The sequence below is a fragment of the Streptomyces sp. NPDC054847 genome, assembly GCF_053610925.1.
The window spans coordinates 1-11,540 of sequence record NZ_JBSGZJ010000218.1 but is presented as its reverse complement, the minus strand read 5'-3'; the positions used below and the strand labels follow the sequence as shown (position 1 = coordinate 11,540).

At 70.4% G+C, this 11,540-nt stretch carries 15 protein-coding genes; 9 read left to right on the top strand and 6 right to left on the bottom strand.

Annotation, left to right across the window (positions count from 1 at the left end; genetic code table 11):
* Nucleotides 1–167: 167 nt before the first annotated feature.
* Nucleotides 168–416 (bottom strand): SCO4226 family nickel-binding protein, encoded by a 249-nt coding sequence (locus tag ACWGH4_RS21180; protein WP_453463082.1) that lies wholly within the window; start codon nucleotides 414–416, stop codon nucleotides 168–170.
* 124 nt (nucleotides 417–540) lie between these two features.
* On the bottom strand, nucleotides 541–1,257 hold the full coding sequence (ndgR, locus tag ACWGH4_RS21175) for an IclR family transcriptional regulator NdgR (protein ID WP_005311436.1): 717 nt from the start codon (nucleotides 1,255–1,257) through the stop codon (nucleotides 541–543).
* A 144-nt stretch (nucleotides 1,258–1,401) separates the two neighbouring features.
* On the opposite strand from ndgR, the gene leuC reads away from it, so the two are divergent.
* The 4 genes from leuC (at nucleotide 1,402) to ACWGH4_RS21155 (ending at nucleotide 4,551) form a co-directional block, all read left to right on the top strand.
* Nucleotides 1,402–2,826: a 3-isopropylmalate dehydratase large subunit gene (leuC, locus tag ACWGH4_RS21170; protein ID WP_441266447.1), complete on the top strand. Its 1,425-nt coding sequence runs from the start codon at nucleotides 1,402–1,404 to the stop codon at nucleotides 2,824–2,826.
* Between the two features lie 5 nt (nucleotides 2,827–2,831).
* The gene (leuD, locus tag ACWGH4_RS21165; protein ID WP_441266446.1) at nucleotides 2,832–3,425 is read left to right on the top strand and encodes a 3-isopropylmalate dehydratase small subunit; all 594 of its coding nucleotides are present in this window, start codon (nucleotides 2,832–2,834) and stop codon (nucleotides 3,423–3,425) included.
* 104 nt (nucleotides 3,426–3,529) lie between these two features.
* Complete coding sequence (locus ACWGH4_RS21160) at nucleotides 3,530–3,757, top strand: SCO5555 family protein (RefSeq protein WP_005311433.1); 228 nt, start codon at nucleotides 3,530–3,532, stop codon at nucleotides 3,755–3,757.
* A 143-nt stretch (nucleotides 3,758–3,900) separates the two neighbouring features.
* Nucleotides 3,901–4,551 carry an HU family DNA-binding protein gene (locus tag ACWGH4_RS21155; protein WP_453463077.1) on the top strand — a complete coding sequence of 217 codons (651 nt, stop codon included), beginning with the start codon at nucleotides 3,901–3,903 and terminating at the stop codon, nucleotides 4,549–4,551.
* A 134-nt stretch (nucleotides 4,552–4,685) separates the two neighbouring features.
* Here ACWGH4_RS21155 and ACWGH4_RS21150 read toward each other — a convergent pair whose 3' ends face one another.
* Entirely contained in the window at nucleotides 4,686–4,889 is a 204-nt protein-coding gene (locus tag ACWGH4_RS21150) for a hypothetical protein (protein WP_053556895.1), read from the bottom strand.
* A 10-nt stretch (nucleotides 4,890–4,899) separates the two neighbouring features.
* Entirely contained in the window at nucleotides 4,900–5,616 is a 717-nt protein-coding gene (gene cofC, locus ACWGH4_RS21145) for a 2-phospho-L-lactate guanylyltransferase (protein ID WP_453463075.1), read from the bottom strand.
* 148 nt (nucleotides 5,617–5,764) lie between these two features.
* Here cofC and ACWGH4_RS21140 point away from each other — a divergent pair, with 148 nt between their 5' ends.
* From ACWGH4_RS21140 to ACWGH4_RS21130, 3 genes are read left to right on the top strand one after another with little or no spacing between them, the layout of a single operon-like run.
* Nucleotides 5,765–6,517 carry a lysophospholipid acyltransferase family protein gene (locus ACWGH4_RS21140; RefSeq protein WP_453463073.1) on the top strand — a complete coding sequence of 251 codons (753 nt, stop codon included), beginning with the start codon at nucleotides 5,765–5,767 and terminating at the stop codon, nucleotides 6,515–6,517.
* Entirely contained in the window at nucleotides 6,514–7,524 is a 1,011-nt protein-coding gene (locus tag ACWGH4_RS21135; RefSeq protein ID WP_189473395.1) for an NAD(P)H-dependent glycerol-3-phosphate dehydrogenase, read from the top strand. Before ACWGH4_RS21140 ends, ACWGH4_RS21135 begins: the two co-directional genes overlap by 4 nt.
* A 34-nt stretch (nucleotides 7,525–7,558) precedes the next feature.
* Nucleotides 7,559–8,716, top strand: coding sequence for a D-alanine--D-alanine ligase family protein (locus ACWGH4_RS21130; RefSeq protein WP_453463070.1), 1,158 nt, complete (start codon nucleotides 7,559–7,561; stop codon nucleotides 8,714–8,716).
* 10 nt (nucleotides 8,717–8,726) lie between these two features.
* Here the strand turns inward: ACWGH4_RS21130 and ACWGH4_RS21125 are convergent, their stop codons facing one another.
* The gene (locus tag ACWGH4_RS21125) at nucleotides 8,727–9,197 is read right to left on the bottom strand and encodes a DUF3515 domain-containing protein (RefSeq protein WP_453463067.1); all 471 of its coding nucleotides are present in this window, start codon (nucleotides 9,195–9,197) and stop codon (nucleotides 8,727–8,729) included.
* Between the two features lie 20 nt (nucleotides 9,198–9,217).
* Complete coding sequence (locus ACWGH4_RS21120) at nucleotides 9,218–9,451, bottom strand: Lrp/AsnC family transcriptional regulator (protein WP_159686611.1); 234 nt, start codon at nucleotides 9,449–9,451, stop codon at nucleotides 9,218–9,220.
* Between the two features lie 239 nt (nucleotides 9,452–9,690).
* Here ACWGH4_RS21120 and ACWGH4_RS21115 point away from each other — a divergent pair, with 239 nt between their 5' ends.
* Both ACWGH4_RS21115 and thiD read left to right on the top strand, forming a co-directional pair.
* Nucleotides 9,691–10,662 (top strand): thiamine-phosphate kinase, encoded by a 972-nt coding sequence (locus ACWGH4_RS21115; protein WP_441266440.1) that lies wholly within the window; start codon nucleotides 9,691–9,693, stop codon nucleotides 10,660–10,662.
* A gap of 10 nt (nucleotides 10,663–10,672) precedes the next feature.
* Nucleotides 10,673–11,461 (top strand): bifunctional hydroxymethylpyrimidine kinase/phosphomethylpyrimidine kinase, encoded by a 789-nt coding sequence (gene thiD / locus ACWGH4_RS21110; protein WP_453463064.1) that lies wholly within the window; start codon nucleotides 10,673–10,675, stop codon nucleotides 11,459–11,461.
* Nucleotides 11,462–11,540 lie beyond the last annotated feature (79 nt).

The following is an 11,540-nucleotide window of genomic DNA, read 5'->3' as shown; positions in this document are numbered from 1 at the left end:
CTTCCGAGCAGTCGGAAGGCCCCTGCGGCGTTTCCGGCAACGCCTCTCCCGGTGGATGCTGCGGATCCCGGACCCGCTCCATCTCCCGTGCGCCCGGGACGAGTTCGGCGCGAGGGCACAGCAAGAGGCTCCCGCCGCCGGGGCAGCAGGAGCCTCGGGGACCGGCTTCACACAGCGAGAGGCACCGGGTGGATCTCGTCGGCGGGGTGGCCCGTGCGCTCGTGGATGCGCTGCACGGCGTCCGCGGAGGGGCCCTCGGACAGGCAGTACACGGTGCCCGTCTCCGGGTCCGCCCACGCCTTCTTGAAGTGCACGCCCTCCTCGCCCTCGATCGCGAGGTCCGCGCGGTGCGCCTCCATCAGCTGATCACTCGTGATGCCCTTCATCCCGCGGTGTACGTCCATGAACTCGGTCATCGCTCCAGCACCTCCGTCGCTCGCAGGTACTTCCATGCTGCACCTGTACGGGCCCGGGAACACCTCCGGCCGACCCCTGCGGCGTTGAAGGGGCCGGCCGGACGTGGACGTACGAAATGTGGGATCAGCCGTTGCGGCGCAGCGCCTCGCTCAGGCGGGCCGCGGCGTCGATGACCGCCTGGGCGTGCATACGGCCCGGGTGGCGGGTCAGGCGCTCGATCGGTCCGGAGACCGAGACGGCGGCCACCACGCGGTTGGAGGGGCCCCGCACGGGCGCGGACACGGATGCCACGCCCGGCTCGCGCTCGCCGATCGACTGTGCCCAGCCACGGCGCCGGACGCCGGACAGGGCGGTCGCCGTGAAGCGCGCGCCCTGGAGCCCGCGGTGAAGGCGCTCCGGCTCCTCCCAGGCCATCAGGATCTGGGCCGAGGAGCCGGCCTTCATCGTGAGCGTGGAGCCGACGGGCACGGTGTCCCGCAGTCCGGACAGCCGCTCGGCCGCCGCGACGCAGATCCGCATGTCTCCCTGCCGGCGATAGAGCTGCGCGCTCTCGCCGGTCACGTCACGCAGGTGTGTGAGTACCGGCCCGGCCGTGGCCAGCAGCCGGTCCTCGCCCGCCGCGGCGGCGAGCTCCGCCAGCCTCGGGCCGAGGATGAAGCGGCCCTGCATGTCACGCGCCACCATACGGTGGTGCTCCAGTGCCACTGCCAGGCGATGTGCTGTAGGTCGTGCGAGTCCCGTGGCCGCGACCAGCCCCGCGAGGGTGGCCGGACCGGACTCCAGGGCGCTCAAGACAAGGGCCGCCTTGTCGAGGACGCCGACGCCGCTAGAGTTGTCCATGCAACGATACTCGCGTCTCACTCTGTGAAACGCAAGTTCAATTTTCTCCGGAACTTGCCACGCTGTAGTGGCGGCCCGCGGACCAACGGGCACTGCACAAGATCTCTAGATGCGTCGGCGGCACAGCCGGCCGGAGGGAAAGCGATGGGTAGGACACTCGCGGAGAAGGTCTGGGACGACCATGTCGTCCGGCGCGCCGAGGGCGAGCCCGACCTCCTCTTCATCGATCTGCATCTGCTGCACGAGGTGACCAGCCCCCAGGCCTTCGACGGTCTGCGGAAGAACGGCCGGCAGGTGCGCCGCCTCGACCTCACCATCGCGACCGAGGACCACAACACCCCGACCCTCGACATCGACAAGCCGATCGCCGACCCGGTCTCCCGCGTCCAGCTGGAGACCCTGCGCAAGAACTGCGCCGAGTTCGGCGTACGGCTGCACCCGCTGGGCGATGTCGAGCAGGGCGTCGTGCACGTCGTCGGCCCTCAGCTGGGTCTGACCCAGCCCGGCACCACCGTGGTCTGCGGTGACTCGCACACCTCCACGCACGGCGCGTTCGGCGCGCTGGCCTTCGGTATCGGCACCTCCCAGGTCGAGCACGTGCTGGCCACCCAGACGCTACCTATGTCCCGCCCCAAGACCATGGCCATCACCGTCGAGGGCGAGCTGCCCGACGGTGTCACGGCCAAGGACCTGATCCTCGCCATCATCGCGAAGATCGGTACCGGCGGCGGCCAGGGCTATGTCCTCGAATACCGCGGCTCCGCCATCGAGAAGCTGTCGATGGAAGCCCGGATGACCATCTGCAACATGTCGATCGAGGCCGGCGCCCGCGCGGGCATGATCGCCCCCGACCGCACCACCTTCGACTACCTCCAGGGCCGCGACCACGCGCCCCGGGGAGCCGACTGGGACGCCGCGGTCGAGTACTGGAAGACGCTGCGCACCGACGACGACGCGGTGTTCGACGCGGAGGTCTTCATCGACGCCGCCGAACTCGCCCCGTTCGTCACCTGGGGCACCAACCCCGGCCAGGGCGCGCCGCTGTCGGGACATGTCCCCGACCCTGCTTCGTACGAGGACGCGTCGGAGCGCCTGGCCGCCGAAAAGGCTCTGGAATACATGGGGTTGACCGCCGGACAGCCGCTGCGCGACATCAACGTCGACACCGTCTTCGTAGGCTCCTGCACCAACGGACGCATCGAGGACCTGCGCAACGCCGCCGCGATCCTGGACGGCCGCAAAGTCGCGGACGGCGTACGGATGCTGGTCGTCCCCGGCTCGGTCCGCGTCGCGCTGCAGGCCGTGGAAGAGGGTCTGGACAAGGTCTTCAAGGAGGCCGGGGCCGAATGGCGGCACGCCGGCTGCTCCATGTGCCTCGGCATGAACCCGGACCAACTCGCGCCCGGCGAGCGTTCCGCCTCCACCTCCAACCGCAACTTCGAGGGCAGGCAGGGCAAGGGCGGCCGCACGCACCTGGTCTCCCCGCAGGTCGCCGCAGCCACCGCGGTTCTCGGCCACCTCGCCTCGCCCGCCGACCTGTCCGAAACCCCTGCGCCCGCCGGAGTCTGAACACCATGGAAGCTTTCACCACGCACACCGGCCGGGCCGTCCCGCTGCGCCGCAGCAACGTCGACACCGACCAGATCATCCCGGCCCACTGGCTGAAGAAGGTCACCCGCGACGGCTTCGAGGACGGGCTGTTCGAGGCCTGGCGCAAGGACCCCGAGTTCGTCCTCAACCGCCCCGAGCGCAACGGCGCCTCGGTTCTCGTCGCCGGACCCGACTTCGGCACCGGATCGTCGCGCGAGCACGCCGTCTGGGCCCTCCAGAACTACGGCTTCAAGGCCGTGATCTCCTCCCGCTTCGCCGACATCTTCCGCGGCAACTCCCTGAAGAACGGCCTGCTGACCGTGGTCCTCGAGCAGTCCGTCGTGGACGCGCTGTGGGAGCTGACGGAGGCCGACCCGACGGCCGAGATCACCGTCGACCTCGAGAAGCGACAGGTCCTCGCGCCCGGAATCACCGCGGACTTCGAGCTCGACGAGAACGCCCGCTGGCGACTGCTGAACGGACTCGACGACATCAGCCTCACCCTTCAGAACGAAGCGGACATCGCGGCGTACGAGGCGGGCCGGCCGTCCTTCAAGCCCCGGACAATTGACGCCTGAGCAGCGGTTTTCCCGAACTGCGCCCCTCGCCTGAAGGCGGGGGGCGCAGTCGTTTGTTGAGGCCCCATGGGGCGACAACTCGCCCCAGATGGCACAATCGGTGCATGGAACGCGACAGCCAACTCGAGCTCTACGAGGCGGTCGCGGCCCGGTTGAAGGAAGCGCACACCACGGTGCGCGAACTGCAAGTCCCGGAGGGCGTAAGGATGGCGCTTTCCCGGAAGCTGCTGGTCATCACGGCAGCGGCGAAGCACGATCTCCCCGGCGCGGCAACGCGTCTGGACCGGTTGATGAAGGACCTGGAAGAGGGGCGATTCCCCGAAGGCGGCTGACCTCAGAACTCCGCCGAGGTCGACTTCGTTGCGGCACTAGGGTGATTAGCCCGTTTCGTGTTTGATTTGCGGTATATATCTGCCTAACGTGCGAAAAAGCCAGGACGCGATCGTTCCGGCCAAATGTCTCCGAAGGGGAAGACGTGAACAAGGCGCAGCTCGTAGAAGCGATTGCCGACAAGCTCGGCGGGCGTCAGCAGGCCGCTGACGCCGTCGACGCGGTGCTTGACGCGATCGTCCGCGCAACGGTCGCCGGAGACCGGGTCTCGGTCACCGGCTTCGGCTCGTTCGAGAAGGTCGACCGCCCCGCTCGCTACGCTCGCAACCCGCAGACCGGCGAGCGTGTCCGGGTCAAGAAGACGTCCGTGCCCCGCTTCCGCGCAGGGCAGGGCTTCAAGGACCTGGTCAGCGGCTCGAAGAAGCTCCCCAAGGGAGGCGAGGTCGCGGTCAAGAAGGCCCCCAAGGGCAGCCTCTCCGGCCCGCCGCCCACCATCTCCAAGGCCGCGGCCAAGAAGGCCGCCGCGAAGAGGACCGCGGCGAAGAAGACGACCACGGGCGCCAAGAAGACCGCCGCCAAGAAGACGACCCCGGCAGCGAAGAAGACGACGGCCAAGACCACCGCCAAGAAGACCACGGCCGCCGCGAAGAAGGCGACCCCGGCGAAGACCACCGCCAAGAAGGCCACGGCGAAGAAGACGGCCCCGGCCAAGAAGGCCACGGCCAAGAAGGCGCCGGCCAAGAAGGCCACGGCGCGCAAGACCACCGCCAAGAAGACGACCTCGAGGAACAAGTAGCGCCGAGGGCGCGACACCAGCACAAGCGGCCGAGCGCCGCACAGCCACTCACGCGCCGGGCCGGTCTCCCGCTGGGAGACCGGCCCGCGGCGTGCGGTCCCGGGGCGTCCCTTCGGAACGTGTCCGCGGCGCTCTCAGAACGTGTACAGCGTCACCAGCGTGACGCGGCGGCTCTCGCCCTCGCCCTCGGTCTCGATCCGCACCCGCTGCCCCGGCCGCAGCAGCCGAAGGCCGCCCGCGTCGAAGGCCGCCGCGTCGAAGTCCACGGGGGTGCCGTCGTCCAGCAGCACACTGCCGCTGCGGGTCTCGGGGTCGTAGGTGTACGAGGTCGCCTGCATGGCCGCCAGCCTAGTGCCCCTGACCGGCGCGCTTCCTCGGTACGACGGGAGCGCCGCCGGCCAGGCGTTCCGCGGTGTACCGGCCCACGCCCAGCGCGAGCGCGGCCGCCAGATCCTCGCCGGTGTCCACGTCCTGGCGCACGGAATCAAGACCGCCGGACATGATTTCCGTGGCACCGGAAGCCAAATGCGCAAGGCGTGAAGGGCCGCCGAAAGCGGGGCGCAATTCCGCGCCCGGCAGGGCGGAGAGCAAAGTCGTGCCGATTCCGGCCGCATCCGTCAGAAATGCCCGGGTAAATACCGAAGCCGCTGCCAGTGCCCTCGCCAATTCGGCGGTACGCAATGCGGGCAGGTCGGCGTTGAGCGCTGCGACCGCCGCGGAGGGATGCGCGGCGCGCACCACTTCGGCGCCGTGCGCCAGCGCCGCGTTGAGGCCCGCGGCCGGGGAGTCCGGCACGATCCTCGCCCCCAGCGCCGCGAGCCCGGCGGCGGCGGTCGGATCGTCCGTGACGACCGCCACATCCCGTACGGCAGGGCAGGCCAGCGCGGCCGCCACGGTGTCCTGGGCGAACGCGAGGGCGAGACGCGGCCGCAGCCTGTCGTCCGCCGCTCCCGCCAGCCGGCTCTTGGCCAGGGCCAGCGGCTTCAGGGGTACGACCAGGGACCAGAGGCGGGCAGGTGCGGGGACCGGCTCCGCGTCCGTGGCGAACTCTTGGTCCATGCGCATCGCGCCCATTGTCGCCCGGATCTCACAAGGCCCCGAGGGGAGGGGGCGCGGTCGGGGCGTACCGTGTTCTCGACAGACCAGAGGCCTGGGGCGACACTTGACCCCCAGCAGCCAGGCAATAGCCCGGTCGTAAGAGGAAGGTGTCCGAGTGTCCCGCCGTAGAATCGGCTTCTGGTACCGCCTGGCCGCGGTCATCGCAAAGCCGCCGCTGTTGCTTCTGTTCAAGCGGGACTGGCGGGGAACGGAACACATTCCGGTCGAGGGCGGATTCATCACTGCCATCAACCACAACTCGTACCTCGACATGTTCTCGTACGGGCACTTCCAGTACAACACCGGACGGGTCCCGCGGTTCCTGGCCAAGGCCGCGCTGTTCAAGACGCCTGTCGTCGGGGTCCTGCTGCGGGGCACCCGGCAGATTCCCGTCTACCGCGAGTCCTCCGACGCCGTCGGTGCCTTCCGTGCCGCTGTCGACGCCGTCGAGCGCGGCGAGTGCGTCGCCTTCTACCCGGAGGGCACGCTCACCCGGGACCCCATGATGTGGCCGATGACCGCCAAGACGGGTGTGGCGCGGGCCGCCCTGCAGACGAAGGCGCCGGTCATCCCGGTCGCCCAGTGGGGCGCCAACTTGGCGATGCCGCCGTACGCCAAGGAGGACAAGGTACGGCTCTTCCCGCGCAAGACGCTCCAGGTGCAGGCCGGCCCGCCGGTCGACCTCTCGCGCTTCTACGACCTGGATCCCACACCGGAAGTCCTCAGGGCCGCGACCGAGGCCATCATGGCCGCCGTCACGGAGCAGCTCGAGGAGCTGCGCGGCGAGAAGGCGCCGGAGAAGCCGTTCGATCTGCGCGAAGTCCGCGCGGAGCAGCGCCGCAAGGCCGCCGGGGAGGAAGCGAAGTGACAAAGCCGGTCAAGGCCGCCGTCTTCGGAACGGGCTCGTGGGGCACGGCGTTCGGCATGGTGCTGGCCGACGCCGGCTGCGAGGTGACCCTGTGGGGACGCCGCGCGAACCTCGTCGACGCCGTCAACACCACCCGCACCAACCCCGACTACCTGCCGGGGATCGAGCTTCCCGAGAAGCTGCGGGCCACCACGGACCCGGCGGAGGCGCTGCACGAGGCCGACTTCACCGTCCTCGCCGTCCCGTCCCAGACCCTGCGCGGCAATCTCGCCGCGTGGGCGCCGAAACTGCCCGCCGACACCGTGCTCGTCTCCCTGATGAAGGGCGTCGAACTCGGCACCGCCAAGCGGATGAGCGAGGTCGTCGAGGAGGTCGCGCACGTGCCGGCCGACCGCGTCGCCGTGGTCACCGGTCCCAACCTCGCCAAGGAGATCGCCCAGCGCCGGCCCGCCGCCGCCGTGGTCGCCTGCCGTGACGAGGCCGTCGCGCAGCGTCTTCAGGCGGCCTGCCACACCCCCTACTTCCGCCCGTACACCAACACCGACGTGGTGGGCTGCGAACTGGGCGGCGCGGTCAAGAACGTCATCGGCCTCGCCGTCGGCATCGCCGACGGCATGGGACTCGGCGACAACGCCAAGGGCTCCCTGATCACCCGCGGTCTCGCGGAGACCACACGGCTGGGCCTCGCCATGGGTGCCGACCCACTGACGTTCTCCGGCCTCGCGGGCCTCGGCGACCTGGTGGCGACCTGCTCGTCGCCGCTGTCCCGCAACCACACCTTCGGCACCAACCTGGGCCGCGGGATGACGCTCCAGGAGACCATCGCGGTCACCAAGCAGACCGCGGAGGGCGTCAAGTCCTGCGAGTCGGTGCTGGACCTGGCCCGCCGGCACGGAGTGGACATGCCGATCACGGAAACGGTCGTCGGCATCGTCCACGAGGGGAAGCCGCCGGTCGTTGCTCTCAAGGAGTTGATGTCCCGCGCCGCCAAGCCCGAGCGACGCTGACGTCGTTCGAACCAGCGGGTAGTCTCATCGCGATATGAGCACCGAGAACCTCCCCCAGAGCCCCGAGCAGCAGCTCCGCAAGCCGCGCGTAGCCGTCGTCTTCGGCGGCCGCAGCTCCGAACACGGGATCTCCGTGGTCACCGCGGGCGCGGTGCTGCGGGCCATCGACCGCACCAAGTACGACGTCCTGCCGATCGGCATCACCGCCGACGGCCGGTGGGCGCTCACCGCCGACGAGCCGGACCGGATGGCGATCACCGACCGCAGGACGCCGAACGTCGAGGAGCTGGCCGAGTCCGACGAGGGCGGCGTGGTGCTCTCCGTCGACCCCGGCAGCCGTGAGGTCGTCTACAGCGAGCCCGGCTCCGTGCCCAAGGCGCTCGGCGAGGTCGACGTCGTCTTCCCGATGCTGCACGGCCCGTACGGCGAGGACGGCACGCTCCAGGGCCTGCTCGAACTCTCCGGCGTCCCGTACGTCGGCTCCGGCGTGCTCGCCTCGGCCGTCGGCCAGGACAAGGAGTACATGAAGCGGGTCTTCGTCTCCTTCGGCCTGCCCGTCGGCCCCTACGAGGTGATCCGGCCGCGCGAGTGGGCGAACGACCCGGCGGCCGCCCGTAAGAAGATCGTGGACTTCGCGGGCGAGCACGGCTGGCCGCTGTTCATCAAGCCCGCCCGTGGCGGCTCCTCGATGGGAATCACCAAGGTCGACGGGCTCGCGGGCCTGGACGACGCGATCGCCGAGGCGCAGCGCCACGACCCCAAGTTCCTGGTGGAGTCGCTGCTGCGCGGCCGGGAGATCGAGTGCGGCGTGCTCGAGTTCGAGGACGGCCCGCGCGCCAGCGTCCCGGCAGAGATCCCGCCGGTGACGGCCCACGACTTCTACGACTTCGAGGCCAAGTACATCGACTCGGCGGCGGGTCTGGTCCCCGCCCCCCTCACCGGCGAGCAGACCGCCGAGGTGCAGCGGCTGGCGGTCGCGGCGTTCGACGCCGCGTCGTGCGAGGGCCTGGTCCGCGCGGACTTCTTCCTCACGGAGGACGGCGAGTTCGTCATCAACGAGATCAACACCATGCCGGGCTTCACGCCGATCTCCATGTACCCGCGGATGTGGCAGGAGAGCGGCGTCGCCTACACCGAACTGGTGGACCGGCTGATCCAGGCCGCCCTGACCCGCTCGACGGGGCTTCGGTAGGACCCGCAGGTCAAAGCGTGGCCGGGACCGTCTTCTTGACGGGCCCGGCCAGCTCCGTGAGCGGGCCGATGTCGTGCATGTACCGGCTGCCGAGCGTGACCTCCACATACGTCTCGCGGTACGTGGTGGTGAAGCGGGGACCGTCGTCCCGCTCCTCCAGCAGCCAGTTGACGCCGTCCACCTCGACGCCCTGGCCCTGCGGATCACTCATCCCCACCGGCCGGGCCACACCGCAGCGCAGTACGATCGCGGCATCGCCCCAGCCGGCGGTGAGTTCGGACGACGGCTCGGGGTCGTCGCGGTCGTGCCCGTCGACCGAGTCCGGCAGCTCCCCGTCCAGCGCACGGCACAGGGCCGCTTCCTCGGCCGGGGGGCTGGGAACCGTGATCGATGCCGACGCGTCGGTGGAGGAGCAGCCCGCGGCGGCCACCAGCACGGCGGCTGCGGACAGGATCAGGGACCGGCGGCCGAAAGACGTCACCGGCCAAGGGTAGACGGGGGCTAGATGTGCACGACCGGGCAGGTCAGGGTGCGGGTGATGCCGTCCACTTGCTGGACCTTGGCGACCACCATGCGACCCAGGTCGTCGACGGTGTCGGCCTGCGCGCGCACGATCACGTCGTACGGGCCGGTCACATCCTCGGCCTGGATCACACCGGGAATCTTTCCGATGGTCTCGGCGACGGTCGACGCCTTGCCCACCTCGGTCTGAATGAGGATGTACGCCTGTACCACGGAGCCTCCAGGGCGGCACGAGGATCATGTCCCCTACCGTCGGTGGGGAGATCCCAGGGAGAGGGGTCGCCACGGTATCGCGTCGTCGCGGGCCACGGGGAGACCCTCGCGGCGGACGGCGCCCGCAGCGTGGCGTACGGCGAACAGAAGTTGACGTATCTCTTGACGGTACCGACAGCAGTGGCAGCTCGCGACCGCAAAAATCACGCGCGGCGTCCACGACAAGGAGAGGTGACTCGGTGAAGGGAACTGTGGGCGAGTTGGGGGAGTTCGGTCTCATCAAGGAACTCACCGCCAAGCTCACCACCACCCCCGCGGTGCGGCTCGGGCCCGGCGACGACGCCGCGGTCGTGGCCGCACCCGACCGACGGGTCGTGGCCAGCACGGACATCCTGCTCGAAGGGCGGCACTTCCGCCGCGACTGGTCCACCGCCTACGACGTGGGACGCAAGGCCGCCGCGCAGAACCTGGCGGACATCGCCGCCATGGGCGCCGTGCCGACCGCGCTGCTCCTCGGGCTGGTCGTCCCCGCCGAACTTCCCGTCACCTGGGCCACCGAGCTCATGGACGGCATCCGCGACGAGTGCCAGGTCGCCGGCGCGGCCGTCGTCGGCGGCGATGTCGTCCGCGGCGAGACCATCACCATCGCGATCACGGCACTCGGCGACCTGCGCAACCACGAACCGGTGACCCGCGCGGGTGCGCAGTCCGGCGATGTCGTCGCCTACACCGGATGGTTGGGCTGGTCCGCGGCCGGGCACGCCGTCCTGTCACGGGGTTTCCGCTCCCCGCGGGCCTTCGTCGAGGCGCACCGCAGACCGGAGCCGCCGTACCACGCGGGCCCCGCGGCCGCCGGGCTCGGCGCCACCGCGATGTGCGACATCAGCGACGGACTGGTCGCCGACCTCGGGCACATCGCGGAGGCGAGCAAGGTCCGGATCGATCTGCGGTCGGGTCTCATCGACATCCCCTCGCAGATGAGCGACATCGGCCAGGCCGTCGGCGTCGACCCGCTGCAGTGGGTGCTGACCGGGGGAGAGGACCACGCGATCGTCGCCACCTTCCCGCCGGACGTGAAGCTGCCCGCCCGCTGGAAGGTCATCGGCGAGGTGCTCAACCCGTCGGCGCTGCCCCAGGTGACCGTCGACGGGGCACCGTGGACGAGCAAGGGCGGCTGGGACCACTTCGGGGGCATCGAGGACGGCAAGTAGATTTCCGGGTATGGACATACCCCCTCGCGTGCTCACCGTCGCCGGGTCCGACTCCGGCGGCGGTGCGGGCATCCAGGCCGACCTCAAGACCATGCTGGCCCTCGGTGTGCACGGCATGAGCGTGCTGACCGCGATCACCGCCCAGAACTCGCTGGGCGTCCAGGGTGCGTGGGAGCTGCCCGTCGAGGCGGTGCGTGCCCAGTACCGGAGCGTCGTCGACGACATCGGCGTACAGGCCGTGAAGACCGGGATGCTGTCCTCCGCCGAGCTGGTCGAGACCGTGGCGGAGCTGGTGGCCGGCACGGACGCGCCCGTGGTCGTCGACCCGGTGGGCGTCTCCAAGCACGGTGACCCGCTGCTGGCCGCCTCCGCGCTCGACTCGGTGCGGACGAAGCTGCTGCCGGCCGCGACCGTGGCCACGCCCAACCTGGACGAGGTGGCCCAGCTGACCGGCATCGAGGTCCGCGACGAGGCCGGCATGCGCCGGGCGGCGGACGCCGTCCTCGGATTCGGGCCCCGGTGGGCGCTGATCAAGGGCGGGCACTTGGCCGGTGACGCCGTGGACCTGCTCACGGACGGCGGCGAGGAACACTGGCTTCGCGCACCCCGCCACGACAACCGCCACACCCACGGCACGGGCTGCACGCTCGCTTCCGCCGTGGCCTCGGGTCTGGCACAGGGCATGACCGTCCCGGAGGCCGTCCACGCGGCCAAGGAGTACGTCACCGGGGCGATCGCCGCGGGATTCGCGCTGGGCGCGGGAATCGGTCCCGTGGACCATGGCTGGCGCTTCCGCTAGAGCGCCCGCCGCCCCCGGGAAGTCGCCCGGAGAGGGCCCGGCCCGTCCCGGAGCACGGCAAAAAGCCGGTCCACCGAGG